29 protein-coding genes are annotated in these 25,500 nt (G+C 66.9%); 19 read left to right on the top strand and 10 right to left on the bottom strand.

Annotated features, from left to right (window positions below; all coding sequences use genetic code 11):
* Positions 1-26 precede the first annotated feature (26 nt).
* Genes OCU_RS29115 through OCU_RS29130 form a run of 4 tightly spaced genes read left to right on the top strand, consistent with a single transcriptional unit; the run spans position 27 to position 2,495 of the window.
* Positions 27-812, top strand: coding sequence for a hypothetical protein (locus OCU_RS29115; RefSeq protein WP_020188645.1), 786 nt, complete (start codon positions 27-29; stop codon positions 810-812).
* On the top strand, positions 809-1,624 hold the full coding sequence (locus OCU_RS29120) for a hypothetical protein (protein ID WP_014379209.1): 816 nt from the start codon (positions 809-811) through the stop codon (positions 1,622-1,624). The genes OCU_RS29115 and OCU_RS29120 overlap by 4 nt, the downstream gene beginning before the upstream one ends.
* Positions 1,621-2,211 (top strand): cytochrome c oxidase subunit 3, encoded by a 591-nt coding sequence (locus OCU_RS29125; RefSeq protein WP_009951833.1) that lies wholly within the window; start codon positions 1,621-1,623, stop codon positions 2,209-2,211. The genes OCU_RS29120 and OCU_RS29125 overlap by 4 nt, the downstream gene beginning before the upstream one ends.
* Positions 2,211-2,495, top strand: a complete 285-nt coding sequence (locus tag OCU_RS29130) for a cytochrome C oxidase subunit IV family protein (protein ID WP_026071393.1) — start codon at positions 2,211-2,213, stop codon at positions 2,493-2,495. The genes OCU_RS29125 and OCU_RS29130 overlap by 1 nt, the downstream gene beginning before the upstream one ends.
* Position 2,496: 1 nt before the next feature.
* Here the strand turns inward: OCU_RS29130 and OCU_RS29135 are convergent, their stop codons facing one another.
* The gene (locus OCU_RS29135; protein WP_009951837.1) at positions 2,497-3,792 is read right to left on the bottom strand and encodes a cytochrome P450; all 1,296 of its coding nucleotides are present in this window, start codon (positions 3,790-3,792) and stop codon (positions 2,497-2,499) included.
* Positions 3,793-3,986: 194 nt separating this feature from the next.
* Between OCU_RS29135 and OCU_RS29140 the strand changes: the two genes are divergently transcribed.
* Positions 3,987-4,688: a TetR/AcrR family transcriptional regulator gene (locus tag OCU_RS29140; protein ID WP_014379211.1), complete on the top strand. Its 702-nt coding sequence runs from the start codon at positions 3,987-3,989 to the stop codon at positions 4,686-4,688.
* Here OCU_RS29140 and OCU_RS50135 read toward each other — a convergent pair.
* Positions 4,604-4,969: a hypothetical protein gene (locus OCU_RS50135; RefSeq protein ID WP_009951839.1), complete on the bottom strand. Its 366-nt coding sequence runs from the start codon at positions 4,967-4,969 to the stop codon at positions 4,604-4,606. The two genes, OCU_RS29140 and OCU_RS50135, sit on opposite strands and share 85 nt — an antisense overlap.
* A gap of 71 nt (positions 4,970-5,040) precedes the next feature.
* A complete protein-coding gene (locus OCU_RS29145) occupies positions 5,041-5,796 on the bottom strand; it encodes an enoyl-CoA hydratase/isomerase family protein (RefSeq protein ID WP_014379212.1) in 756 nt (251 codons plus the stop codon).
* Between the two features lie 107 nt (positions 5,797-5,903).
* Between OCU_RS29145 and OCU_RS29150 the strand changes: the two genes are divergently transcribed.
* The 5 genes from OCU_RS29150 (at position 5,904) to OCU_RS29170 (ending at position 10,084) form a co-directional block, all read left to right on the top strand.
* Entirely contained in the window at positions 5,904-6,323 is a 420-nt protein-coding gene (locus OCU_RS29150) for a lipoprotein LpqH (RefSeq protein ID WP_026071394.1), read from the top strand.
* Positions 6,324-6,414: 91 nt separating this feature from the next.
* The gene (locus OCU_RS29155; RefSeq protein WP_009951843.1) at positions 6,415-7,605 is read left to right on the top strand and encodes an amidohydrolase family protein; all 1,191 of its coding nucleotides are present in this window, start codon (positions 6,415-6,417) and stop codon (positions 7,603-7,605) included.
* Positions 7,606-7,862: 257 nt separating this feature from the next.
* Complete coding sequence (locus OCU_RS29160; RefSeq protein ID WP_014379214.1) at positions 7,863-9,266, top strand: FadD3 family acyl-CoA ligase; 1,404 nt, start codon at positions 7,863-7,865, stop codon at positions 9,264-9,266.
* Positions 9,263-9,889: a hypothetical protein gene (locus OCU_RS29165; protein ID WP_014379215.1), complete on the top strand. Its 627-nt coding sequence runs from the start codon at positions 9,263-9,265 to the stop codon at positions 9,887-9,889. Before OCU_RS29160 ends, OCU_RS29165 begins: the two co-directional genes overlap by 4 nt.
* Before the next feature lie 9 nt (positions 9,890-9,898).
* A complete protein-coding gene (locus OCU_RS29170) occupies positions 9,899-10,084 on the top strand; it encodes a (2Fe-2S)-binding protein (RefSeq protein ID WP_008253794.1) in 186 nt (61 codons plus the stop codon).
* 4 nt (positions 10,085-10,088) lie between these two features.
* Here the strand turns inward: OCU_RS29170 and OCU_RS29175 are convergent, their stop codons facing one another.
* Positions 10,089-11,804 (bottom strand): alpha-keto acid decarboxylase family protein, encoded by a 1,716-nt coding sequence (locus tag OCU_RS29175; protein WP_014379216.1) that lies wholly within the window; start codon positions 11,802-11,804, stop codon positions 10,089-10,091.
* 35 nt (positions 11,805-11,839) lie between these two features.
* On the opposite strand from OCU_RS29175, the gene OCU_RS29180 reads away from it, so the two are divergent.
* The 4 genes from OCU_RS29180 to OCU_RS29195 are packed head-to-tail and all read left to right on the top strand — an operon-like array spanning position 11,840 to position 14,396.
* Positions 11,840-12,283, top strand: coding sequence for an SRPBCC family protein (locus OCU_RS29180; protein WP_009951796.1), 444 nt, complete (start codon positions 11,840-11,842; stop codon positions 12,281-12,283).
* Between the two features lie 5 nt (positions 12,284-12,288).
* Positions 12,289-13,368: a CaiB/BaiF CoA transferase family protein gene (locus OCU_RS29185; protein ID WP_014379217.1), complete on the top strand. Its 1,080-nt coding sequence runs from the start codon at positions 12,289-12,291 to the stop codon at positions 13,366-13,368.
* Positions 13,369-13,426: 58 nt separating this feature from the next.
* On the top strand, positions 13,427-13,882 hold the full coding sequence (locus tag OCU_RS29190; protein WP_014379218.1) for an SRPBCC family protein: 456 nt from the start codon (positions 13,427-13,429) through the stop codon (positions 13,880-13,882).
* Positions 13,883-13,940: 58 nt separating this feature from the next.
* Complete coding sequence (locus tag OCU_RS29195) at positions 13,941-14,396, top strand: SRPBCC family protein (protein ID WP_026071396.1); 456 nt, start codon at positions 13,941-13,943, stop codon at positions 14,394-14,396.
* Here OCU_RS29195 and OCU_RS29200 read toward each other — a convergent pair.
* Positions 14,389-15,570, bottom strand: a complete 1,182-nt coding sequence (locus tag OCU_RS29200) for a pyridoxal phosphate-dependent aminotransferase (RefSeq protein ID WP_014379219.1) — start codon at positions 15,568-15,570, stop codon at positions 14,389-14,391. The two genes, OCU_RS29195 and OCU_RS29200, sit on opposite strands and share 8 nt — an antisense overlap.
* Before the next feature lie 200 nt (positions 15,571-15,770).
* Between OCU_RS29200 and OCU_RS29205 the strand changes: the two genes are divergently transcribed.
* Complete coding sequence (locus tag OCU_RS29205; protein ID WP_009951789.1) at positions 15,771-16,982, top strand: acetyl-CoA C-acetyltransferase; 1,212 nt, start codon at positions 15,771-15,773, stop codon at positions 16,980-16,982.
* Between the two features lie 4 nt (positions 16,983-16,986).
* A complete protein-coding gene (locus tag OCU_RS29210; RefSeq protein WP_014379220.1) occupies positions 16,987-19,131 on the top strand; it encodes a 3-hydroxyacyl-CoA dehydrogenase NAD-binding domain-containing protein in 2,145 nt (714 codons plus the stop codon).
* 71 nt (positions 19,132-19,202) lie between these two features.
* Here OCU_RS29210 and OCU_RS29215 read toward each other — a convergent pair whose 3' ends face one another.
* The 3 genes from OCU_RS29215 to OCU_RS29225 form a co-directional block, all read right to left on the bottom strand.
* Positions 19,203-19,808 (bottom strand): class I SAM-dependent methyltransferase, encoded by a 606-nt coding sequence (locus tag OCU_RS29215; protein ID WP_041787028.1) that lies wholly within the window; start codon positions 19,806-19,808, stop codon positions 19,203-19,205.
* A gap of 32 nt (positions 19,809-19,840) precedes the next feature.
* Positions 19,841-20,701, bottom strand: a complete 861-nt coding sequence (locus OCU_RS29220; RefSeq protein WP_014379222.1) for an LLM class F420-dependent oxidoreductase — start codon at positions 20,699-20,701, stop codon at positions 19,841-19,843.
* Positions 20,702-20,764: 63 nt separating this feature from the next.
* The gene (locus OCU_RS29225) at positions 20,765-21,973 is read right to left on the bottom strand and encodes an FAD-dependent monooxygenase (protein ID WP_014379223.1); all 1,209 of its coding nucleotides are present in this window, start codon (positions 21,971-21,973) and stop codon (positions 20,765-20,767) included.
* Between the two features lie 81 nt (positions 21,974-22,054).
* Here OCU_RS29225 and OCU_RS29230 point away from each other — a divergent pair, with 81 nt between their 5' ends.
* The gene (locus OCU_RS29230) at positions 22,055-22,591 is read left to right on the top strand and encodes a TetR/AcrR family transcriptional regulator (protein WP_009951783.1); all 537 of its coding nucleotides are present in this window, start codon (positions 22,055-22,057) and stop codon (positions 22,589-22,591) included.
* 27 nt (positions 22,592-22,618) lie between these two features.
* Positions 22,619-23,608, top strand: coding sequence for an LLM class F420-dependent oxidoreductase (locus tag OCU_RS29235; RefSeq protein ID WP_014379225.1), 990 nt, complete (start codon positions 22,619-22,621; stop codon positions 23,606-23,608).
* On the opposite strand, the gene OCU_RS29240 is transcribed toward OCU_RS29235, so the two are convergent.
* On the bottom strand, positions 23,605-24,099 hold the full coding sequence (locus OCU_RS29240) for an anthrone oxygenase family protein (RefSeq protein WP_009951781.1): 495 nt from the start codon (positions 24,097-24,099) through the stop codon (positions 23,605-23,607). The two genes, OCU_RS29235 and OCU_RS29240, sit on opposite strands and share 4 nt — an antisense overlap.
* Before the next feature lie 82 nt (positions 24,100-24,181).
* On the opposite strand from OCU_RS29240, the gene OCU_RS29245 reads away from it, so the two are divergent.
* On the top strand, positions 24,182-25,114 hold the full coding sequence (locus tag OCU_RS29245; protein WP_014379226.1) for an AraC family transcriptional regulator: 933 nt from the start codon (positions 24,182-24,184) through the stop codon (positions 25,112-25,114).
* Between the two features lie 14 nt (positions 25,115-25,128).
* Here OCU_RS29245 and OCU_RS29250 read toward each other — a convergent pair whose 3' ends face one another.
* On the bottom strand, positions 25,129-25,422 hold the full coding sequence (locus OCU_RS29250; RefSeq protein WP_008253825.1) for a putative quinol monooxygenase: 294 nt from the start codon (positions 25,420-25,422) through the stop codon (positions 25,129-25,131).
* Positions 25,423-25,500 lie beyond the last annotated feature (78 nt).

Here is a 25,500-nt window from a genome sequence, read left to right on the forward strand (position 1 = left end):
TGATCTCGTGCGGGGAAGGAGTATCGATGTCCGACGTCGGACGAAACGATGCAGGCGGTCGCCAGCCTGCGCGCACCGCGCCCCGGCGGACGGACGGCGAGGTGATCCTGCTCTGGACGTTGCCGGTGGCGCTGATCCTGTGGATCGCCTCCTTTTTCCTGTTTCCCGGCTTCAACCCGCCGATGTCGCCCACCATGCCGGCGGACCAGGTTGCCGCGTTCTATCGCGATCCGGCCCACCTCCCAGAGATCCGCTACAGCATGATCCTGTTCAACTGGTTCGGCGTGTGCCTGGTCCCGATCCTGGCCCTGATCGTGCTGCAGATCCGCCGCATGGCACATCGGACGCCGATCTTCTCGTACGCGATGCTGGGTTGCGCGGCCGGCGGTCCGACGCTGTTTCTCGTCGCCAACGTCTGCTGGTTACTGGCCGCTTTTCGACCGGAACGCAGCCCGGCGCTGACCCAGCTGCTCAACGACCTGGGCTGGATGACCTTCACCATCCTCGTCCCGTTCCTGATCGGCCAAAGCGTAATCCTGGCCTTGGCAATCTATTTCGACGATCAGCCGCGTCCGGTATTCCGCCACTGGGTGGCCCACTTCAATCTCGTGGTGGCGGCCGCGCTGGTTCCCGCCGCTTTCGTCGGCGTGTCGTTGACCGGCCCGCTGGCCTGGGACGGGCTCTTGTCCTTCTGGGTCAAAAACGTGGCGATCGCCGTCTGGATCGTCGTGACGGGCGTGGTGTTGGGGCAAGCCGTCCACCGGGAGCGCGCCGAGAACGCCAGGCGCGCAGAGGAACTGGTCGGCGCATGAGTGCGGTGATCACACCGCCGTCCGTTCCGGCCACGCCGCCCGCCGGACCCCTGCACCAGCGATTCGCCTGGCACCTGCGCCACAACCCCAAACGCGAACTCTGGTTGGCGTGGTGGACGCTCGTGGTGTTCTACAACATCTTCTTTCCGATGTTCTTCATCGTGGCCCAAGTCCAGCCGCCGCCGCAGCCCACCTGGGATCTGGCGACGCAAGCCCATTGGTTCTCGGAGCGCCACCTCGGCATACCGTTTGGCTTCGGCGTCATCTTCGCCATCAGCGGCATGATCGCGATCAACAACGCCCTCATCGCGTATTCCATGCGGCGCATGTCCGTCAGTCCCGCGTTCGGCTACAGCTATCTGATCATCTACTCGCTCAGCGCGGTTCCCGGCATGCTGCTGCTCAACATCGCGCTCATCGTGGGGACGCTGCGACCCGAGCGAGACCCCGAAGCGCTGGGCTGGCTCTACGACTTCGCGTTCCTGTCTTTCGACGGGACCATGGGGGTGTTCCTGATCGGATCGCTGATCTGGATGGTCGCGATCCTGCTCGACAGGAATCGCGTGTTCCCCAAGTGGTTCGGCTATCTCAACCTGTGCAACGCGCTGACCGAGGTCGTCGTGGCTCCGTGCTGGATCTTTCGGCGGGGCATCTTGGCCTGGAACGGCCAGATCGCCTGGTGGCTGGACATGGTGGTGTTCGGCATCTACCAGGTCACGTTCATCGTCATGCTGTTCCAGATGATCCGGCGCGAAGACTTCGGCACCGGGCCGCTGCCCGACCGTCCCCGCAAGGAGGCGGCCACACGATGACGGACCTCGCCGATTCGAACAAGCGCGCCGTGCCGGGCCAGCCGGACATGTGGGCCTTCGTGCTGTTCGAAACGCTGGTCTTCACAGCGTATTTCGGGTTCTACTTGTTCTACCGCGCCCACAATCCCGAGCTCTTCTTGCACTCGCAGGCGCAGCTGGATTTGCGGATCGGGGTCTTCAACACGCTCGTCTTGTTGCTGAGCTCCTGGTCGGTGGCGCGCTGCGTCCAGTCGGCCCGGGCCGGCGCCTACCGGGCGGCGCTCAAGGACGTGTACATCACGGCCGCCTTCGCCGCAATGTTCCTCTTTTTCAAGGTGTTGGAGTGGGCCCGGCTGGTCGGCATCGGGCACGGGTTCGACAGCGACGACTTCTTCACCTATTACTTCTTTCTCACCGGCATCCACTTCGTGCACCTGCTGATCGGCTTCGTCGCGCTCGGCGTCATCGTCTACCAAATCCGCAGGGCGGCGCGAAAAGCGCAGGGGCCCGTCCAAGCCCAGCAACTCGTCGAAACCTGCGCTACCTATTGGCACACCGTTGATTTCCTGTGGGTGCTCATCTTTGCGCTGCTGTACGTGGTGAGGTGATCGCAATCAAATTCAACAAGCGGCTGACGTTCGTATGGCTCGTCCTCTCGGCGCTGACGCTGGCCTACCTATGGATAGATCACTCCGCCGGCGGATTGCTGAAGTCCAGCGCGGTGGTGACGTCGAGCGTCATCGTGATCGCACTCATCAAGGTGCGCATCATTTTTCGCGAGTTCATGGAGGTGCGAAACGCTCCGGTCCTGCTGTGCCGACTCACCGATGCGTGGGTGGCGCTGGTCGGCGCCGTCTTGCTCGGCTGTTACTTCGTCGGCATGCAGGTCTGACTCAGGCCACGGGTGCGACGGCGTCGGCGGTCGTGAACGTCAGGTGCAGCTCGCTCAGACCCCGCAGGATGTACGTCGGCTCGTAGGTGTAACGACGCTCGGTGGCCGGCCCGTGGTGGGCCTCGTTGATTTCGATGTGCGGCATGCGATCCAGGATCCGCTCGATCGACACGCGTCCCTCGACGCGGGCCAGGGGGCCACCGGGGCAGGAGTGCACGCCGCGCGCGAACGCCATGTGTTCGCGGACGTTCTTGCGGCGCAGGTCGAACTCGTGCGGGTTGTCGAATCGGCGCGGGTCGCGGTTGGCGGCGCCCGGCAGGATCATGACCACGGTGCCGGCGGGGATGTCGACTCCGCCGATGCTGGTCGACTTGCGGGCCAGGCGTGAGTCGCTCTTCACCGGGCTGTCCATCCGCAGCGACTCCTCGATGAAGCCCGGAATCAGGCTGCGGTCCTCACGCAGCTGCTGCTGGATGTCCGGCCGATCGCCGAGCACCTGCAGGGCGGCACTGAGCAGTTTGGCCGTGGTTTCCTGGCCGGCGGCGAAGAGGAACGTCGCCGAGCGGACGACCTCGATCACCGGGGGCGTCGAGCCGTCCGGGTACTTCGCTTCGGCGAGGAAGGTCAGGACGTCGCCGCGCGGCTCGCGACGCCGATCCTCGATGTAGTGACAGAACTTGTCGTCGAGCCACTCCAACGGGTTGATGCCGACCGACTCGTGGTCTAGGGCGCCCACCCGCGCGCCAGGACGATCGGCACCCAGGACGGTGCGGAACTCCTTGTGGTCCTCCTCCGGCACACCGAGCAGGTCCGCGATCACCAAGGTGGCGAACGGCTTTGAGTATTCGGCGATGAACTCGCACTCACCGAGGCCGAGGAACTCGTCGAGCTGACGGTCGGCGAGGCGCCACATGAACTCCTCGTTCTGCTTGAGTCGGCTCGGGGTCAGCAGCTTGGCGAGCACCGACCGGGCCTTGGTGTGGTCCGGCGGATCCATGGTGACCATGTGCTCGAACATCGGGAACGAACTGCGGTGCGCGTCGATCTGTGCGCTGATGTCGTCGCCTTCGGGGGTGAACGGCAGCGGAGGGAACGGCCCGCCGAGCGCGACGATGTTCGAGAACGTCTCGGGATCCTTGTAGACCTCGCAGGCTTCGTCGTAGCCGGTGATCGCAACGACGCCGTAGTGCGGCAGCCGCAGCACTGGGTTCTGGCTGCGCAGATAGTCGAAGTAAGGGTGCGGATCTGGGACCAGAGACGGATCGGTGAAGAAGTCGATCGACTCGAAGGTGCTCATCGGATTGCGTCTCCCTGGGCTGGGTTTACCGGTGGTATCGGCGGCAAGCGGTACCGCCGCGGTGAATTCGAAATCGGAAATGTGCTGAGCACCTGCTTAGCATGGCGGTAATGTCAGGGTCAAGATCGAGGGTGCCGCGCCACGATACGATCCGTGTGGTCGGCACGGGATGGCACACAGTACGGAGCAGGGACATGACATCTGCCCGCAGGATCGGGGCGCCGGACGCGAAAAATCGCGGGTTGTTGCTCGACGCCGCCGAGCAATTGATGCTCGAAGAGGGCTATGCCGCGGTGACCTCGCGCCGCCTCGCGAACAAGGCGGGGCTGAAGCCTCAGCTCGTGCACTACTACTTCCGCACCATGGAGGAGTTGTTCCTCGAGGTCTTCCGCCGCCGCGCCGAGGAAGCGCTCGACGTGCATGCGCGACTGCTGCAATCGCCGCAGCCGCTGTGGGCGTTGTGGCGGTTCGGCACCGACCCCGCGTTCACCCGGATCTCCATGGAATTCATGGCGCTGGCAAACCACCGCAAGGAGATGCGTGCCGAAATCGCCTATTACGCCCAGCGCCTCCGCGAGGATCAGCGCCAGGCGGTGACGGCCGCGTTGGAGCGGTATGGGGAAGTCAGGGAAGACATGCCGCCGGTGGTGTGGACGGTCCTGATGAGCAGCCTGTCGTGGTTCCTGGTGCTCGAGCAGGCGGTGGGCATTCATGGTGGCCACGCCGAAACCGTGGCACTGGTCGAAAGTTATCTGCGTCGCCTGGAAGGCGAACCGCGCCCCATGGAAGATATCCCGCAAACCTGGGTGGTTCACCAATGCCGCAGCGAGCAGAGCACACCCTTGGGACCGTCCTTGGATACGACGACAGCGCCGTCGACCGCCAAGTCGCAGTGAAGGTTTGGCGTTCCGGGTTCGGTACCGGTGCTTGCCACGACCATCGCATACACGTCGGGTTTTGACAGGTCCAGCTCGTAACTCCACGGCTTGCCCGGTGCGAGGTCGACGTCGACGTGCGGCGTGAACGAGTAAGGGTTGTGGCTGTAGTCGGCGAAAATGGCCGGCTCATGGTCCAGGTAATAGATGCTGGTGTAGATCGGGTTCTGCGTGGAGACCGTGTACTTGACGTGGTGCATGACGAGGTCGTCGGCATGTGCCCGGCCGCTTCCCGCCAGCACACCCGCTGCGACCAAGAGGGAAGCCGACGACAGGACCGACCCGACGCGCATCGCCGTCCTCACTTTGATCGTCATGACGCTCCTCCGGCCGCCGGGCGAGGTTTGCTGTTGCGGGTCATGACCCGTTCCGCAGCCTGCCAGTGCGGGTCGGCAACCCATAACCGTGCAAAGGATGCTATCGCCTCCTCGGGGGAAACTCCGCGGATCACCCGCTTTATCTCGGTCGCCGGGAGGCGGGCGAGCGACCGCGCCACAGAACGCCACCCCTCGTCGGGCGAGTCGAAGACGGCGCGAGGCAACACCTTGTCCACCAGGCCGAGTCGCTCGGCGTCCGCCGCGCTCAGCGCGGTTCCCGAGCCGGCCAACAAGAGTGCCTTGCTCTTTCCGACCAGCGCGGCCAACCGCTCGGCCCCGCCCCACGCGGGCATGATCTCGAGCTGCACCTGGTTGAAGGCGATCTTGATGTCGTCGGCGGCCACCCGGATGTCGGCGGCGACGGCGACCTCGGCACCCCCACCGAAGGCATGACCGTTGAGCGCGGCGACGACGGGAGCGGGGAAGTCCGCCAACTGATCGCAGATGGACCGCATGCGCCGGGCCATCGCCGCCGCGTCTTCTTCGGTCCGCAGCGCGCTCAGTTCCTTGAGGTCACCGCCGGAGACGAAAGCGTGCTCTCCGGCGCCCTTGATCACCAGCGCCTGGGCGCCCGCCGCCGCATCGAGCGCCTTCTCCAGCTGGTCCATGGTGTCCAGGCCGATCGCGTTGCGCGCGTGCGGACGGTCGATGGTGACCACCGCCAGCCCGCCGTCGATCTCCAGGTCCACCATGCGTCATCGCTCCTCGACACCAACCCGATATTGGCATTCTCTTTTCGCGAGAATAACATCATCGCTGCAGGCAAAAGAATTTTCGCTGGGAGGATGGAGGTGACTCGGTGCGGAACCGAACAGTGGCCGCCGGCGCGGTCCTCACCGCTGCCTTGCTCGGGGCATGCACTTCGCATCCACCGACCCACATCTCCAGCACGGCATCAGTGACCGTGAACGGTCACGATCGAACCTTCCACATCGTCAAGTGTGGTCAGGTGCAGTGGACTCGGATGATCGACATCGGCAGCGAATTCTCCGGCGCCAAGGTCGTCGTCGACGAGAACGCGCAGCCGGCGACGACCCAGTCCGTGCGCATCCGGAACGTGGGTGGGTTCAGCGGGATGTACTCGCAGGGCGGCGACGGCAACGCCGACATGAGCATGACCGGCGACAAATTCACCGTCAGCGGCACCGCCAACGGCTACCAGACCGACAAACCCAGTGAACCCGCCGCCGCCACGTTCAAAATCGTCGTGACGTGCTGACATCGCGCCGAACCGGGCTCGGCGGGGCCCACACGTTGCGGTTGGGCACCTGTAGAGAATAGTATTCTCACAAATCAAGAAGGAGGATTCCATGGGCCAGTTGTCCCACAAGGTGGACGTTCCGTTCCCGATCTTCGACGCGGATAACCACCTCTACGAGCCGCCGGAGGCGCTGACCAAGTTCCTGCCTAAGGAGTACAAGGACTACGTCCAGTACGTGCAGGTCAACGGTCGCACCAAGATCGCCATCCGCGGCCAGATCAGCAACTACATTCCCAACCCGACCTTCGAGGTCGTCGCCCGGCCGGGCGCCTGGGAGGAGTACTTCAAGTACGGCAACCCGGACGGCAAGAGCAAGCGTGAGCTGTTCGGCGAGCCGATGCGCGCCATCCCGGCGTTCTTCGAGCCCGGCCCGCGCCTGGAGACGATGAACGAGCTGGGCCTGGACAAGACGCTGATGTTCCCGACGTTGGCCAGCCTCCTGGAGGAGCGTCTGCGTGACGACCCGGTCGCCATCCACGTCCTGGTGCACGCGCTGAACCAGTGGCTGGACGAGGTCTGGGGCTTCAACTACCAGAACCGAATCTTCACCACACCCGTCATCACGTTGCCGATCGTCGAGAAGGCGATCGAGGAGCTGGAGTGGGCGGTCAAGCGTGGCGCTCGCGCCATCCTCATCCGCCCGGCTCCGGTCCCCGGCTTCCGTGGTCCGCGGTCGTTCGCGGTGCCCGAGTTCGACCCGTTCTGGGAGCGGGTCGTCGAGCACGACGTGCTGGTCGGCATGCACTCGTCCGACAGCGGCTACTCCCGGTACACCTCCGAGTGGGACGGCGCCGACCAGGAGATGCTGCCGTTCCAGACCAACGCGATGGGCATCCTCAACGAGTGGCGGCCGATCCAGGACTCGGTGGGGTCGTGGGTGATTCACGGCGCGCTCTACCGGCATCCCAAGCTGAAGGTCGCGATCGTCGAGGCCGGCTCGAAGTGGATGACCCCGCTGCTGGACGGCCTGGCGGAGGTCTTCCGCAAGGCCCCGGAGGCGTTCCCGAGCGACCCGGTCGAGATGGTCAAGAGCCGGATTCACGTCAGCCCGTTCTTCGAGGACGGCATCGACGATCTGGTCAACCTGGTCGGTGTGGACCAGGTGCTCTACGGGTCGGACTGGCCGCACCCGGAGGGGCTGGCGGAGCCGACCTATTACATCGAGGCGCTGTCGCACCTGTCCACTGAAGACCAGGCAAAGATCATGGGCGGCAACCTCGGTCGACTCGTCACGGTGTGAGGCCCGGTCGGCGACGATGCAGAGCGCGCAGCGCGATGAGGAGGAGCCGGCCAATCGAGCCCCGGTCGGCGACGATGCAGAGCGCGCAGCGCGATGAGGAGGAGCCGGCCAATCGAGCCCCGGTCGGCGACGATGCAGAGCGCGCAGCGCGATGAGGAGGAGCTGACCAATCGAGCCCCGGTCGGCGACGATGCAGAGCGCGCAGCGCGATGAGGAGGAGCTGACCAATCGAGCCTGAGTGGCGGACCATCCCCGAGATGGTCTTGAGCGCGGCGGACCGCTTCGGCGACGCGGAAGCAGTCGTCGACGGTCCGCTGCGCCTCACCTTCACCGAAGTCGTCGAGCGGATACGCTGTGCCGCAGGCGCTTTCGCGGAACTCGGCATCGACAAGGGCGACCGGGTCGCGATCTGGGCGCCCAATTCGGCCGAGTGGATCATCGCGGCGTTCGGGTTGCTCACGGCCGGCGGCGTGCTTGTCCCGGTCAACACCCGGTTCAAGACCGAGGAAGCCGGCGACATCATCGTCCGCAGCAAGGTGAAGGCCGTCCTGGTCCAAAAGGGCTTTCTGGACCAGGATTACACCGCGCCGGCCGGGACACCGGTCATCGATCTGAAGTCCGACTTCTTGTCCAGCGGTTCGCCCTTCGAGCGGCCGGTCAGCGGCACCGACATCTCCGACATCATCTTCACCTCGGGCACAACGGGCCGCCCCAAGGGGGCGATGCTGAACCACGGCCAAACGCTGCGGATGTACGAGGAGTGGGCGACGCTTGCGGATCTGCGCGAGGGCGATCGCTACCTGCAGATCAACCCGTACTTCCACACGTTCGGCTTGAAGGCGGGGCTGGTGACGTCCTTTCTGCGCGGCGCGACGATGCTGCCGGTCGCGGTCTTCGACATCGACACCGTGGTGGAACTCATTGAACGCGAACGCATCACGATGCTTCCGGGGCCGCCGACGCTGTACCACTCATTGCTGAGCGTCGGCGACAAGTCCAAGCTGTCGACGCTGCGGGCGGCGGTGACCGGCGCCGCCGACATCCCGGTCGAACTCGTCCGTCGCATCCACGGCGAACTGCCGTTCGAGACGTTGATGACCGGCTACGGACTCACCGAGGCCGGCAACGTGACGCTGTCGCGGCCCGGGGATTCCTTCGAGGATGTCGCCACCACCGCCGGCCTACCCTGCGACGGAGTCGAGGTGCGCATCGCCGACGACGGCGAAGTGGTGGTCCGCGGCTACGGCGTCATGCAGGGCTACCTCGACGACCCGGCCGCCACGGCCCAGGCGATCGACGCCGAGGGGTGGCTGCACACCGGGGACCTGGGAAGTTTCGACGACGCCGGGCGGCTGCGCATCGTCGGCCGCAAGAAGGACATGTTCATCGTCGGCGGCTTCAACGCCTATCCCGCCGAGATCGAAGGTTTCCTGCTCAACCACCCCGCCGTCGCGCAGGCCGCCGTCATCGGTATCCCCGACGAACGGATGGGCCAGGTGGGCAAGGCGTTCGTGGTCCGCAAGGGCGAGGTCAGCGCCGACGAATTGATCGGCTGGTGCCGCGACCGCATGGCCGGGTTCAAGGTGCCGCGCGCGGTACAGTTCCTTGATTCACTCCCACTCAACGCGACGGGGAAAGTGATGAAGGACCAACTTCGATGAATAACGGCGATATTCATTCGATGGTGATCGCGTCGGACTACCGCGTCCCCGATCCGTCGCGAGTATGGCCGCTGCTGGAACGCAACAAGGCGGCCCTGGCCGACATCGGCGCGCACCACGTGCTCGTCTACACCTCGACCCACGACTACGGCCGGGTCCTGGTGATGATCGGGGTCCACAGCCGTGAGCCGATCGTCGAGCTGCTGCGCTCGCGGGTCTTCTTCGATTGGTTCGACGAAGCCGGTGTCGACGACATCCCCGCGGTGTTCGCCGGCGAGATCATCGACCGGTTCATTGCCCAGCCGCCGCAAACCCCGGCAGCGCCGGGCGTCGTGGTGGCCGCCATCGCGTCGGTCAACGACGTGACCCTGCTGACCTCCGAAGTCAGCACGGCGATCGACAGGTTCACCACGGCCGGCATCCGAAAGACCTGGGTGTTCCAGGCTTTCGACGACGACCACGAGGTGCTGATCCTGCAGGAGTTCCCCGACGAAGAACGCGCGCGAGAGTGGATCGACCACCCGGACGCCGCGGCGCAGTGGATGTCGGGAGCGGGCATCGGCGCCTACCCCCCGCTGTTCGTCGGCCGGTTCTCCGACATGATGCGCATCGAGGCGGACTGAGGTTCGCCGGTGTTCGTGTGCCTGTGTAACGGGGTCACCAGCCAGACCGTGACCGAGGCCGTCGAGTGCGGGGCGTCGACCACCAACGAAGTCGCCCAGGCGTGCGGAGCGGGCACCGACTGCGGTCGCTGCCGGCGGACGGTGCAAGCCATCCTGCGATCATCGTCCCCGGAGCGGACGCCGAATCCGCGCTAGAACTTCAGCGGCGCGGACTGCCGTCCGGTGACGTCGGTTGCACGAGTTCGACCAGCAGGTGGGGAATCTCGAGCCGCGGCAGCACCACCTCGACGAAAACCATGCGGTCTTTGTGTTCGGCGGCGGCGGTCAGCGCGTCGTCGAGCTCCCCGTAGGTCTGGACCCGGAACGCCAGGTGGTCGGTGACGCCCAGCGCGTGCGGGACGTCCGTCCACTTCCAACTGACGATGTCGTTGTAGGGCGCTGTCTCGCCGTGGATGGCGCGCTCGACGGTGTAGCCGTCGTTGTTGACCACCACGATGACGGGGGAGAGCCCCTCGCGTGAGAAGGTGCCGAGCTCCTGGACGGTCAGTTGCGCGGCGCCGTCCCCGATCAGCAACACCGTGCGGCGGTCGGGATGCGCGACGGCGGCCCCCAGCGCGGCGGGCAACGTGTAACCGATTGAGCCCCAAAGAGGTTGGCCGATGAAGGTGACACCGTGCGGCAGCCGGTGATCGGCCATGCCGTAGAAGGAGGTGCCCTGGTCGGCCAGCACCACGTTGCCCGGTGTGAGGGCCCGGCAAACCCGATCCCACAGCATTTTTTGGGTCAGGGGTTGATCGCGGGGCGGGGGCGGCGGGAGCGGTGCGGCCGGCGGCGACGCCACCGGTGGCGACGCGGTCCCGCGACGGGCCAGGATGGTGGCCAGCGCCTCGAGCGCGGCGCCCATCTCCAACGGCGCGAAGACTTCTCCGGCGACGCTGCTTTGGTATTGCCCGACGTCGATGGTCCGGGCCGGGTCGATCCGCTGGCTGAAGAAGCCGCTCACCATGTCGGTGAACACCACCCCGGCGGTGACCAGCACGGGTGCCTCTTCGATCGCGGTGCGCACCGCCGGCGCGCTGGCCGATCCCGCGTAGATCCCCAGGAAATTCGGTGAGCTCTCGTCGAGCAGGCTCTTCCCCCACATCAGCGTGGCGTGCGGCACGACGTCCGCGGCCAACAACGCCTCGAGTTCTTTGATCGCCTGCAGGCGGTGGACCAGCAGGTCGGCGAGGACGGTCAACCGGCGGCCGCCGATGAGCTCGGTCGCGGCCTCGACGAACATCGCCAGCGCGCGCGGGCTGGTGCCGCCGCTGTAGCGGGGCAGCGGAGCTTCGGGCGGCTCGGTGGGGAAGCGGGCCACGTCGGTGGACAGCAGGATGTATCCGGGTCGCTTCTGCTCGCGCACCTCGCACAGCACCCGGTCGATCTCCCGGCGGGCCGTTGCGGGCATGAGATTGGCCTGGGCGCAGGTGATTTCGCGGCTGACCCGGAAGAAGTGTTCGAAGTCCCCGTCGCCGAGGGAGTGGTGCAGCGCCCGGCGGGTGCCCTGCGCGTCCTTGGACGGGCCGCCGACGATGTGCACGACGGGCACCTGCTCGGCGTAACTGCCCGCGATCGCGTTGGCCGCGGACAGCTCACCGACGCCGAATGTCGTTACCAACGCCGACATTCCGCGCAGCCGTCCATACCCGTCGGCGGCGTAGCCGGCGTTCAGCTCGTTGGCGTTGCCGACCCAGCGCAGGCTGGGGTGGGCGATGATGTGGTCGAGGAACTCCAGGTTGTAATCACCGGGAACGCCGAAGATCTCGGACACGCCGAGTTCGGCGAGACGGTCCAACAGGTAGTCACCGACGGTGTAAGCGGGATCGGTCGCGGCATCAGTCACAGGCACGACGGTACGCTCGGCCGAATCCATTCCGGGCGGGACGCCGGGCCAGTATCGTGCGGGCCATGGCACTCAAAGAATCCCGCGACATCGTGATCGAAGCCAGTCCCGAGGAGATTCTGGACGTCATCGCCGATTTCGAATCGATGCCCGAATGGTCGGAACCGCACCAGAGCGCGGAGGTCCTCGAGACCGGCGACGACGGGCGGCCCCGCCAAGTCAGGATGAGGGTCAAGGTCGCCGGGATCACCGACGAACAGGTGGTCGCCTACACCTGGGCGGACAACGCCGTGAGTTGGACGCTGGTGAGTTCCTCGCAGCAGAAGGCGCAGGACGGGAAGTACACCCTGATACCGCAGGGCGACAAGACCCTGGTGAAGTTCGAGCTGCTGGCGGACCCGAACGTGCCGCTGCCCGGCTTCGTGCTGAAGCGTGCCGTGAAGGGGACGATCGACTCCGCCACCAAGGCCCTGCGCGAGCGGGTGCTCACGGTCAAGAAGGGCAAGTAGTCACGGTGGGCGGCGGCCCGCTGGCCGGGGTGCGGGTCATCGAACTCGGCGGCATCGGACCGGGGCCGCACGCGGGAATGCTGCTGGCGGACCTGGGCGCCGACGTGGTGCGGGTGCGGCGGCCGTCGGGCGGCCTCGAAATGCCGGCCGAGGGCCGGGACTTGTTGCATCGCGGCAAGCGGATCGTCGACCTCGACGTCAAGACGCAACCGCAGGCCCTGCTCGAGCTGACCGCCAAGGCCGACGTGTTGCTGGACTGCTTTCGCCCCGGCACGTGCGAGCGGCTCGGAATCGGTCCCGACGACTGCGCGGCGGCCAATCCGCGCCTGATCTTCGCGCGGATCACCGGCTGGGGGCAGGACGGGCCGCTGGCGCGCACGGCGGGTCACGACATCAACTACCTGTCGCAGACCGGCGCGCTCTCGGCGCTCGGCTACGCCGACCGTCCGCCGATTCCGCCGCTGAACCTGGTCGCCGACTTCGGTGGCGGCTCGATGCTGGTGGTGTTCGGCATCGCCGTCGCCCTCTACGAACGGGAACGGTCGGGCAAGGGTCAGGTCATCGACGCGGCGATGGTCGACGGGGTGAGTCTGTTGGCCCAGATGATGTGGACGATGAAGTCCACTGGCGCACTGCGCGACCGACGCCAATCCTTCCTGCTCGACGGCGGCGCCCCGTTCTACGGCTGCTACGAGACCGCCGACGGAGGATACGTGGCCGTCGGCGCCATCGAGCCGCAATTCTTCGCGGCGTTGCTCGCCGGGCTCGGCCTGTCACCCGAGGACGTGCCCGGCCAGCTCGACAAGGATTCCTACCCACGGATGCGCGAGATCTTCACGAAACGGTTCGCGAGCCGAACCCGCGACGAATGGGCGCGCACGTTCGCCGGCACCGATGCGTGCGTCACCCCGGTGCTGACATGGACCGAAGCCGCGACCGACGACCACCTGCGGACGCGGTCCACCGTCATCACCGCCCACGGCGTCGACCAGGCCGCACCCGCCCCGCGCTTTTCGCGAACACCCACCGGGCCGGTCGAGCCACCCCCGGCGGCGACGACACCGCTTGACGAAATCAACTGGTAGGCCATCGATTACGACGAACCGATCCATGCCCGGGCCGGCGTTGCTAAATTTGATCCCAGTGGCCGTAAAAGCATCTCGCGAATTTGTCGTCAACGCGCCGCCAGAAGTGGTCATGGAGGCGCTGACAGATGTCGGCGTCCTCTCGTCCTGGTCACCGCTGCACAAGAACATCGAGGTGATCGACCGGTATCCCGACGGCCGGCCCCACCACGTCAAGACCACCATCAAGATCCTGGGGCTCGTCGACAAGGAGATCCTGGAATATCACTGGGGCCCGGACTGGGTCTGCTACGACGCCAAAGGAACCTCCCAGCAGCACGGTCAGCACGTCGAATACAACCTCAAACCCGAAGGCGTCGGCCAGACCCGAGTGCGCTTCGACATCACCGTCGAACCGGGCCGGCCCATGCCCGCGTTCATCGTCCGGCGGGCCAGCGAAAGCGCCCTCGACGGGGCGGAAAAGGGATTGCGCGAAATGGTGATGCGCGGCACCCGTCCCGCGGAGCCCGAATAGCCGGCGTCTGTGGTTTTCGGCCCTCGCCGGCCGCGGCGCTGTAGTTAACTTGTTAGCAGTGGCTGTACAAGCATCGTCGGAAATCGTGATCGATGCGCCTCCGGAGGTCATCATGGAGGCGCTCGCCGATATGGACGCGGTGCCGTCATGGTCGTCGGTGCACAAGCGGGTCGAGGTCATCGACAAGCACCCCGACGGGCGACCGCACCACGTGAAGGTCACGATCGCGGTGACCGGCATCCACGACACCGAACTGCTCGAATACCACTGGGGGCCCGACTGGATGGTGTGGGACGCCCACAAGACGGCCCAGCAACACGGCCAGCACGGGGAGTACAACCTGAGCCGGCTGGGCGACGACCGGACGAGGGTGCGGTTCACCATCACCGTCGAACCGTGGGCCCCGCTGCCGGAGTTCTGGGTCGCGCGGGCCCGCAAGAAGATCCTGCACTCCGCGCTGGAGGGCTTGCGCAAGCGGGTGATGGGGCCTCGGGGCTTCGGCCCGGCTAGGTAGCGTCGCGCAGTGCGGCCAGTCGCTTGATCGCCTCATCGAGCGTGTCGTCGCGTTTACAGAAGGTGAAGCGCACCAAGTGATTCCACACGTCGGCCGGCCCGCGTGCCGTGTCCGGGTCGCAGAAGGCCGACATCGGGATGGCGGCGACCCCCACCTTTTCGGGTAGCGCCGCGCAGAACGCGGCGCTGTCGTCGTAGCCCAGCGGGCGGGGATCGGCGCACAAGAAGTACGTGCCGGCGCTGTCGTGCACCTCGAACCCGACGTCGATCAGCCCGGCGGCCAGCCGATCGCGCCTGGCCTGCAACGTGGCGCGCAGGTCGTCCACCCAGGCGCCCTCCTGCTCGAGCGCCAAGGCCACGGCCGGCTGGAACGGCGCGCCGCCGACATAGCTCAGATACTGTTTGGCCGCACGCATCCCGGCGATGAGTTGCGCTGGGCCGCAAGCCCATCCGATCTTCCAGCCGGTGCAGTTGAACATCTTGGCCGCGCTGGAGATCGTGATGGTCCGCTCGGCCATGCCGTCGAAGCCGGCCAGCGGCACGTGTTGGCGCCCGTCGAACACCAGGTGTTCGTACACCTCATCGGTGATCACCAACAGGTCGGCCGCGACGGCGATCTCGGCGATGGTGGCCAGCTCGGCCGCGCTGAGCACCGTGCCGGTCGGGTTGTGCGGCGAGTTGACGATCAGCGCGCGGGTCCGTGGCGTCACCGCCCGGCGCAGCGCGTCGGCGTCCAGGGCGAAGCCGCGACCGTGGGGGACCAGCGGCACGGCGACCCGCCGCGCGGAGGCCATCGCCACCACGGGCGAGTAGGAGTCGTAGAACGGCTCGATGAGCAGGACCTCCGAGCCGGGTTCGATCAGGCCGATCACCGCCGAGGCGATGGCCTCGGTCGCCCCGACCGTCACCAGCACCTCGGTGTCGGGGTCGTACTCGATGCCGTACTGGCGGTGGCGCTGGGCGGCGATCGCGTATCGCAGCGGCGCGATGCCGATCCCCGGCGGGTACTGGTTGACGCCGTCGGCGATGGCCTCCTGGGCGGCCTTCAGCATGGCCGGCGGCCCGTCCTCGTCGGGAAACCCCTGGCCGAGGTTCACCGCTCCGATCCGCGCAGCCAGCGCCGACATCTCGGCGAACACCGTGGTCGCGTACGGGCGCAGTCGCGAGACCGTCATGGTCGTCGAGCTTAACTTCCTGCGCCCAGCGTGACTGCACCGTCACGTTCGGCGCCGAACGTGACTGTCGCGTCACGCTCGAGGCTCTGACCAGCGCCAACCTGCTCAACCAACAGGTTGGCCGGGCCTGCTGTTAGGGTGGTGCGGGACCTAGTCCTGAAGACGGGATTCGAACCCTATTCGCGAACAAGGAAGTCGTCATGTCCGAAGAAGCTTTCATTTATGAGGCCATCCGCACACCGCGGGGCAAGCAGCGTAACGGCTCGCTCAACGAGGTAAAGCCGCTCAACCTGGTCGTCGGCCTGGTCGACGAGCTCCGGCGGCGTTTCCCCGACCTGGACGAGAACCTGATCAGCGACATGATCCTCGGCGTCGTGTCCCCGGTCGGCGACCAGGGCGGCGACATCGCCCGCACCGCGGTGCTGGCCGCGGGCCTGCCCGAGACCACCGGGGGTGTGCAGCTCAACCGGTTCTGCGCCTCCGGTCTGGAGGCCGTCAACACCGCCGCTCAGAAGGTTCGTTCCGGCTGGGACGACCTGGTGCTGGCCGGCGGCGTCGAGTCGATGAGCCGCGTCCCGATGGGCTCCGACGGCGGCGCCTGGGCGACCGACCCCGAGACCAACTACCAGATCGGCTTCGTGCCGCAGGGCATCGGCGCCGACCTGATCGCCACCATCGAGGGCTTCTCCCGCGACGACGTCGACGCCTACGCGCTGCGCAGCCAGCAGAAGGCCGCCGCGGCGTGGTCGGGCGGCTACTTCGCCAAGTCGGTCGTGCCGGTGCGCGACCAGAACGGCCTGGTCATCCTCGACCACGACGAGCACATGCGCCCCGACACCACGCTCGAGGGCCTGGGCAAGCTCAAGACCGCGTTCGACGGCATCGGCGAGATGGGCGGCTTCGACGACGTCGCGCTCACCAAGTACCACTGGGTCGAAAAGATCAACCACGTCCACACCGGTGGCAACAGCTCGGGCATCGTCGACGGCGCCGCGCTGGTGCTGGTCGGTTCGGAGGCCGCCGGCAAGTCGCAGGGCCTGACGCCGCGGGCCCGCATCGTGGCCACGGCGACCAGCGGCTCGGACCCGGTCATCATGCTGACCGGCCCGACCCCGGCCACGCGCAAGGTGCTCGACCGCGCGGGCCTGACGATCGACGACATCGACCTGTTCGAGCTCAACGAGGCGTTCGCGTCGGTGGTGCTGAAGTTCCAGAAGGACCTCAACATTCCCGACGAGAAGCTCAACGTCAACGGCGGCGCCATCGCGATGGGCCACCCGCTGGGCGCCACCGGCGCCATGATCACCGGCACCATGGTCGACGAGCTCGAGCGCCGCAACGCGCGTCGCGCCCTGATCACGCTGTGCATCGGCGGCGGCATGGGTGTCGCCACCATCATCGAGAGGGTTTAAGACCATGGCAGAGAACACCATTGCGTGGGATAAGGACGCCGACGGCATCGTCACCCTGACGCTTGACGACCCCACCGGGTCGGCCAACGTGATGAACGAGCATTACAGCGAGTCCATGCACAACGCCGTCGAACGCCTTGCCGCCGAGAAGGATTCGATCACCGGCGTGGTGATCACCAGCGCGAAGAAGACCTTCTTCGCCGGTGGTGACCTGAAGGGCATGATCAACCTCGGCCCCGAGAACGCCGGCGAGGCGTTCGACACCGTCGAGTCGGTCAAGCGCGACCTGCGTGCGCTGGAGACCCTGGGCAAGCCGGTGGTGGCCGCCATCAACGGCGCCGCACTGGGCGGCGGCCTGGAGATCGCGCTGGCCTGCCACCACCGGATCGCCGCCGACGTGAAGGGCAGCGTCCTGGGTCTGCCCGAGGTGACGCTGGGCCTGCTGCCGGGCGGCGGCGGGGTGACCCGCACCGTGCGGATGTTCGGCATCCAGAAGGCATTCATGGAGGTGTTGAGCCAGGGCACCCGCTTCAAGCCGGCCAAGGCCAAGGAGATCGGCCTGGTCGACGAGCTCGTCGGCTCGGTCGACGAACTGGTGCCCGCCGCCAAGGCGTGGATCAAGGCCAACCCCGATTCGCACGAACAGCCCTGGGACAAAAAGGGTTACAAGATGCCCGGCGGCACCCCGTCCAGCCCCGCGCTGGCCGGCATCCTGCCGTCGTTCCCGGCGCTGCTCAAGAAGCAACTCAAGGGAGCCCCGATGCCGGCGCCGCGGGCCATCCTGGACGCGGCCGTCGAGGGCGCGCAGGTGGACTTCGACACGGCCAGCCGCATCGAAAGCCGTTACTTCACCCAGCTGGTCACCGGCCAGGTCGCCAAGAACATGATCCAGGCGTTCTTTTTCGACCTGCAGCACATCAACGGCGGCGGTTCGCGCCCCGACGGCATCGAGCCGGTCAAGATCAACAAGATCGGTGTGCTGGGCGCGGGCATGATGGGCGCCGGCATCGCCTACGTGTCGGCCAAGGCCGGCTTCGACGTGGTGCTCAAGGACGTCGATATCGAGGCCGCCCAGAAGGGCAAGGGTTACTCGGAAAAGCTTGAGGCCAAGGCACTTCAGCGTGGCAAGACCACCGAGGAGAAGAGCAAGGCGCTGCTGGACCGCATCACGCCGACTGCCGACCCCGCCGACCTGGCGGGCGTCGACTTCGTGATCGAGGCGGTGTTCGAGAACCAGGAGCTCAAGCACAAGGTGTTCCAGGAGATCGAGGACATCGTCGAACCCAACGCGCTGCTCGGGTCGAACACCTCAACCCTGCCGATCACCGGTCTGGCGACCGGCGTCAAGCGGCAGGAGGACTTCATCGGAATCCACTTCTTCTCGCCGGTCGACAAGATGCCGCTGGTGGAAATCATCAAGGGCGAGAAGACTTCCGACGAGGCCCTGGCCCGGGTGTTCGACTACACGCTGGCGATCGGCAAGACGCCGATCGTGGTCAACGACAGCCGCGGGTTTTTCACCAGCCGCGTGATCGGCACGTTCGTGAACGAGGCGCTGGCGATGCTCGGCGAGGGCGTGGCCCCGGCCAGCATCGAGCACGCCGGTTCGCAGGCCGGCTACCCGGCGCCGCCGCTGCAGCTGTCCGACGAGCTCAACCTGGAGCTGATGCACAAGATCGCCGCGGCCACCCGCAAGGGCGTCGAGGACGCGGGCGGCACCTACGAGCCGCACCCGGCCGAGGCCGTCGTCGACAAGATGATCGAAATCGGACGGCCCAGCCGCTTGAAGGGCGCCGGCTTCTACGAGTACGTGGACGGCAAGCGGACCCGCCTGTGGCCCGGCCTGCAGGAGACGTTCAAGTCGGGCAGCGCGGAGATTCCGTTGCAGGACATGATCGATCGCATGCTGTTCGCCGAGGCGCTCGAGACGCAGAAGTGTCTGGACGAGGGCGTGCTGACCTCGACCGCCGACGCCAACATCGGCTCGATCATGGGCATCGGCTTCCCGCCGTACACCGGTGGTAGCGCGCAGTTCATCGTCGGTTACTCCGGTGCCGGCGGCACGGGCAAGGATGCGTTCGTGGCCCGCGCCAAGGAACTGGCGGCCAAGTACGGCGAGCGGTTCCTGCCGCCGAAGTCACTGAGTTAAGTCCTGCCACGAGCGGACGTAAAAACCCTCGCACGCACGGCGTGTCGGGGGTTTTTACGTCTGCTCGCCGGTCAGGTGCGCCGTTGGAACAGGTAGTACCGAGCCGGGGTCTTCTCGGCGCGGTCCAGTTCGCGTTCCGCGCCCGCGGACAGCAACGTCCAGTTGGGAGTGAAGCGCCGTTCCATCTCGGCGTGGTCGATGCCGCGCACCCCGACGCGGCCGCCGGGCACGAACGCGATGATGAGCAGCCGGGCATGCGGGGCCGCCACGGCGCTGACCTCGCGGACGTAGGCGTCGCGATCCGCGTCGCTCATGTTGTGCAGGCAGGCGTTGTCGACGATCAGCTCGAAGTTCGCGCCGATCCCGGCCCGGCTCAGCTGGGTGACGTCGGCCTGGACGAAGTCGACGGCCGCGCCGGCCTTGGCGGCCTTGGCCCGCGCCCGCTCCAGGGGTTTGGCCACGAAATCCACCGCGGTGACGCGCCAGCCGTGCTGAGCGAGGTAGATCGAGCAGTCACCGGTACCGCATCCGAGTTCGAGGGCGGACCCGGCGGCAAGCGCGGCCGTGTCGCCGGTTCCCTCGACCAGGTCCCGCACACTGCGGGCCAGCGGGTGACCGTCCCATGGGGTGAAACCGATGCGGTAGAAGATCCGAAACAGCATCTGTTTGGAAGCCATAGCTCACCCTATGCCGCGCGGCGGATCACCTGCTATCGGCAGGCGGCGGCGATTCGGCGCCATTCCTCGCGCGGGAAGGCTCTCGGATCGGCCCGCAACACCTGGACGCAGACGTGATCGGCTCCGGCGGAACGATGTTCGGCGACCCTGCCCATGATGGCGTCTTCGTCACCCCAGGCGATGATCGCGTTGAACAGTCGATCGCTCACCTGCGCCACATCGTCTTCGGAGAAGCCGCTGCGCAGCAGGTTGTTCGCGTAGTTGGGCAACGCCAAATAGGACCGCAGCCACTCGGTTCCGATCTGACGCGCCTCGTCGGCGCTGTCGGTCAGGATGACCGTCTGCTCCGGCAGGAGCAGGGGGCCCTGGCCCAAAGTCGAACGGGCAGAAGCGGTGTGGTCGGGGGTGACCAGGTAGGGGTGGGCGCCCGCGGCGCGGCTCGCGGACAGCTTCAGCATCTTCGGTCCGAGCGCGGCAAGAACCCGGCGCCCGGTGGGAACCGGCCGCGGCGCGGCATCCAACCCGTCCAGGAACGACGCCGTGGCCGCGAGCGGTTTGCGGTAGCGTCCGGGCTGGCCGGCGTCGATCAGCGGTGCGTGGCTGACGCCGATTCCGAGCAGGAAGCGGTCGCCGTGCTCCGCGGTGAGCGCCGCATAGGATTCGGCGACGTCGCCGGGCCCATGCATCCATAGATTCAGGATGCCGGTGGCGATCACGGTCCGCTTGGTCGCGGCGAGCAGATGACCGACCGAGTCGAACACCGGCCCACCGACGTCGGGAATCCACAGCGCAGGGAAGCCGAGTTCATCGAGTTCGGCTGCGGCGTCGGCGGATTCGGCCGGGTCGCCGTAGCGCAGTTGACTGCTCCAGATCCCAACACCGGTCAGTTCCATCTGAGGCCTTCCCTTCGTGGCACGCGCGCGGCCGCTCGGGTCCGCGGCCTACTGGACATGCTGTCAGACGTCGCTTCCGGCGTAGTCGGGGACCGGCATCGAGTCGTGCATGCGGACGCCCTTGGTGTTCAGCTTGGCCAGCGACCGGGACAGCGACCCCGGCATCGCCGAGATCAGTTGGGCTCCACGGGTTAACGCCCAGACTCCGGCGCGGGAACCGGGGATGATGCCCTTGGCCGCGCCGCGGGCGAAGGACCGGCTGCGATGCACCGGTTCGCGCATCTGCAGTTCGTAGGCGGCGAAGGCGCGCAGGTGGTCGCCGTCGGCGCGGGCGAGTTCTCCGGCGAGCACGTAGGCGCCGAGGACGGCGAGGCTGGTGCTGCCGCCCACCGCCGGCCCGGGGCAGTATCCGGCATCGCCGACCAGGGTGACGCGGCGGCGCGACCACCTGTCCGTGCGGAGCTGGGTGATGGAGTCGAAGTAGAAGGTGGGCGTGCGCTCGATTTCGGCCAGCCAGCCGTCCACCTGGTCATGCATCCCGGTGAACGCGTCGCGCAGTAACTCCTTCTGCCGCAACACATCGCGGTGGTCGTAGTCGGGTTCTTCCCGTCTGCGAAACAGAAACACCACCCGCGCGTCGTCCAGGTGGTCCGCCGTGTAGATACCGGCGAAGCGGCCGACGCCGACGTGGCCGACCATCTCGCCGGCCCGCACCAGCGCCTTGGGCGCCGACAGCACCGACAGGTATCCCCCGAGGAAGCGCGTCAGGCCGGCTTCCTCGCCGAAGGTCAGGCGCCGAACGTTGGAGTGCAGGCCGTCGGCGCCGACGATGACGTCGAAGGTGCGTGCCTCGGAGCGCTCGAACGCCACGGTGCCGTCGTGCTCGATCTCGGTTATCGAGTCGCCGAACAGGTACTCGACGTCGTCGCGGGCGGCGTCGTAGTAGATCTCGCTGAGGTCGTCGCGCATGATCTCCACGTGCCGGTCGGAGCTGGCGGCGTAGATCTTGGTGAGGTCGATGTCGGTGGCCCGCGCCCGGCCTTCTCGGTACAGCGCCAGGCGGGTGGTTCCGGTGGCCAGGGCCTCGATGCGGGGCAGGACGCCCATCTTCGCCGAGATCTCCATCGCCGGACGGAACAAGTCGACGGCGTGGCCGCCGGTTTTGCGCAGCGTCGGGGCGCGCTCGACGACGGTGACGTCGAAGCCGTAGCGGGACAGCCAGTACGCCAGCACCGGGCCGGCGACGCTGGCGCCGGAAATGAGTATCCGCACGATCCACCTCCCGCACTTACTTAACGTTCGGTAAGCATAGCATCCCACTTACCGATCGGTAAGTCAGATAAACTCGGGCGGGTGAGCAGGCCCCGGTCAGACACGCGCGAGCGGATTCAGGAGGTCGCTCGCGAGCTGTTTTTGCAGCGCGGCGTGCAGCGCACCAGCCTGCAGGACATCGCCAACCAGCTGGGCATCACCAAACCCGCGCTGTACTACCACTTTCCGTCACGCGAGGACCTGGTGCGCAGCATCCTGGTGCCGCTGATCGACGAGGGCGAGCGGTTCGTCGCCGACCACGAGGGCCGCGGCGCCGTCGATGTTCGCGAGTTGTTGGAGGGCTATTTCGATTTCCACTACCGGCACCGCCGGGACCTGGTGCTGTTGCTGACCGAGTTGTCGACGCTGATCGACCTCGACCTCATCGACACCGTGCTGGCGTGGCGAGAGCGGTTGGCGCGGCTGGTGTTCGGGGAGACGCCGACGCTCGCACAGTCCACCCGCGCGGTCGTCGCGTTCGGCGGCTTGCAGGACTGCTGCGTGCAGTTCGTCGACGCGCCGCAGGAGGAACTGCGCGAGAAGTCGGTCGCGGCCGCGTTCGACGCGCTGAATGGCTGAATAGTGGCGGGGCTAAAGTCCGTTGGTATGCGCTTCGGTCTCTTCATTCCGCAAGGCTGGCGGATGGATCTGGTCGGCATCGAACCCGACACACACTGGGCGGTGATGCGCGATCTGGCCGATCACGCGGACCGCGGCCGGTGGGACTCGCTGTGGGTCTACGACCACTTCCACACCGTCCCGGTGCCCACCGGGGAAGCCACCCACGAGGCGTGGTCGCTCATGTCCGCGTACGCGGCCACCACGTCGCGCATCAAGCTCGGCCAGATGTGCACGGCCATGAGCTACCGCAACCCGGTCTACCTCGCCAAGGTGGCCGCGACGGCCGACATCATCTCCGGTGGCCGGATTCAGATGGGGATCGGCGGCGGCTGGTACGAACATGAATGGCGCGCTTACGGTTACGGATTCCCGTCGGCGGGCGTCCGGTTGGGTCGCCTCGACGAAGGCGTCCAGATCATGCGCGACGCCTGGCGCGACGGCAAGGTCAGCTTCGACGGCAAGCACTACCAGGTGGACGGCGCGATCGTCGCCCCTAAGCCACTGCAGGACAACGGGATTCCGCTGTGGATCGCCGGCGGCGGCGAGAAGGTGACCTTGCGTATCGCCGCCCGGTACGCGCAGTACACCAACTTCACGCCCGAGCCGGCCGCGTTCGCCCACAAGTCGCAGGTGCTGGCCGGGCACTGCCGCGAAGTGGGCACCGACTTCGACGCCATCGTGCGTTCGGTCAACGTCAACGCCGTCGTCGGCCCGTCGGAGGCCGACGTCAAAGACCGGCTGCAACGGGTCCGCGGCCGCATGGCCGATTACGTCGGGGAGGCCGCCGCGGACGCGATGATCGCCGGCACCAGCGGGCCGGACTCGGCCACCGGCACGCCGGAACAGGTCGTCGAGCGTCTGACCAAGCTCCGAGATCTCGGATGCGACTACGCCATCTGCTATTTCCCCGAGGCCGCCTACGACCGTTCCGGCATCGAGCTGTTCGAAGGAGAGGTCATTCCCGCACTGAGCTAGCGGCAGCGCAGCCCGACCAGCATCAGTGCGGCGCCGAGGAACGCGGTGACGGTGCGGACATGGTTCCATGCCGTCCACGTGGAGAAGTACGTCTGCCATTCGCGCGCGGCGTCGGCGGCCGACAGCCCCACCGGGTCTACGCCGTCGAGACGGTTGTTCAGCGGCACGTTGAACGCCACCGTGATGATCGCGGCGAGGATCGCGAAAACCGCTCCCGCCAACAGCCACCAGCTGCCGGGTTGGCGCAACTGCGTCACCGCGACGACGCCGACCGCCAAGGCGAGGATCGCCGCACCAAAATACGCGAGCAGAAACGCGGGACTGGAATTCGCTGCGACGTTGATACCGCGCATCGCGGCAATCGCCTCGCGCGAATCGATGCCATTCAGGCCGCGCATCACGAATGTGGAGAACACGTACATCATTCCGCCGGCGGCGGCGCCGACGATCGTGGCGATGGAGGTCAGGATGACAACCGGACTTGCGTTCATGGCCTGAAGTCAACCGCGGGCCGGCTGAGACCATCCATCGCTATCCGTCCCGATTACATATGCGCCCGTCTACGATCCCGTTGTGGACGCCGTGGTGGGATTGCTCGACGGCGTTCGGGCGCGCGGGGCATTTGTGTTGCGCATGATGATGGACCCGCCGTGGTCGCTGCGCATCCAGGACGACGCGCCGCTGGCGATCATCTGCCAGACGCATGGCAGCGCCGTCATCGTCGGCGACGACAGCGGCACCGATTGGCTACGTCCCGGGGACATTGCGCTCACCCGCGGCACCCAGCATTACGTCTTCGCGGACGACCCCGGGACCGCCCCGATGGCGGTGATCCATCCGGGTCAACGGTGCACCACGCAGACCGGGGACGACTTGCACTTCGAAATGTCGTTGGGCGTGCGGACGTGGGGTAACAGTCCCTCGGGTGCGTCCCGCTCCATCGTCTGCGCGTACGAGGGACGCAGCGAGGTCAGCGCCCGGTTGCTCGACGCGCTGCCCGCCGTGCTGGTGTTGCGCGCGGACGAATGGGACAGTCCGCTGGTTCCGCTGTTGGCCAGCGAGGCCGGCCGTGGCGGCCCCGGCCAAGAGGCGTATCTGGATCGGCTGCTCGACTTGCTGCTCATCGGGGTGCTGCGCATCTGGTTCGACAACGACGTCAACGCGCCCGCCTGGTGGCACGCCGAACACGACGCGGTGGTGGGGCCGGCCTTGAAGCTGATCTACAGCAACCCCGCGCACCCCTGGACCGTCGCGAATCTCGCTGCGGCAGTTGGCGCGTCACGCGCAGCGTTCGCCCGCCGGTTCACCGAGCAGGTGGGCGAGCCGCCGATCGCTTTCCTCACCGGTTGGCGGCTTGCGTTGGCCGCCGATCTGCTGCGGTCCAGCCAGGCGACCATCGCCGCCGTCGCCCGAGAGGTCGGCTACGCCACCCCGTTCGCGTTGAGTACCGCCTTCAAACGCGCCTACGGGGTGAGCCCGAATACCCACCGCGCCGGCGCGGGCTGATCGGCCGGCGCGAGCTACACGTCGCTGGTGAGGTACCTGGTCTTGGCCGGGGGCGCGGCCAGCAGCGGGGGAAGCTGCGTCAGCTTGCCCTCGCCCGCGCGGAACGCGCGGTAAGCCTCGTCGTGCTCGACCGTCTCCCAAATTTCGTAAATCAACCAGTGCGCTTCATCGTCTTCGTCGACGAGCACGTCGGTGCGGACGTTCCCGTCGAACGCGCGGGTGTCCTGCAGCGCCCGGCCCATCAGCTCGCGCCCCGCGGCGACCTCGTCGGGCTTGAACCTGAGCTCGAGTATCACGGTGACCGTCATGGCGCCAACATATCTTCCCCGCGCCCGATGCCAGCCCTCGCCCATTGCGCGGAGGCGAGAATGCGGTTTCCACTTTTC

This window comes from Mycobacterium intracellulare ATCC 13950, from assembly GCF_000277125.1.
GTDB lineage: Bacteria > Actinomycetota > Actinomycetes > Mycobacteriales > Mycobacteriaceae > Mycobacterium > Mycobacterium intracellulare.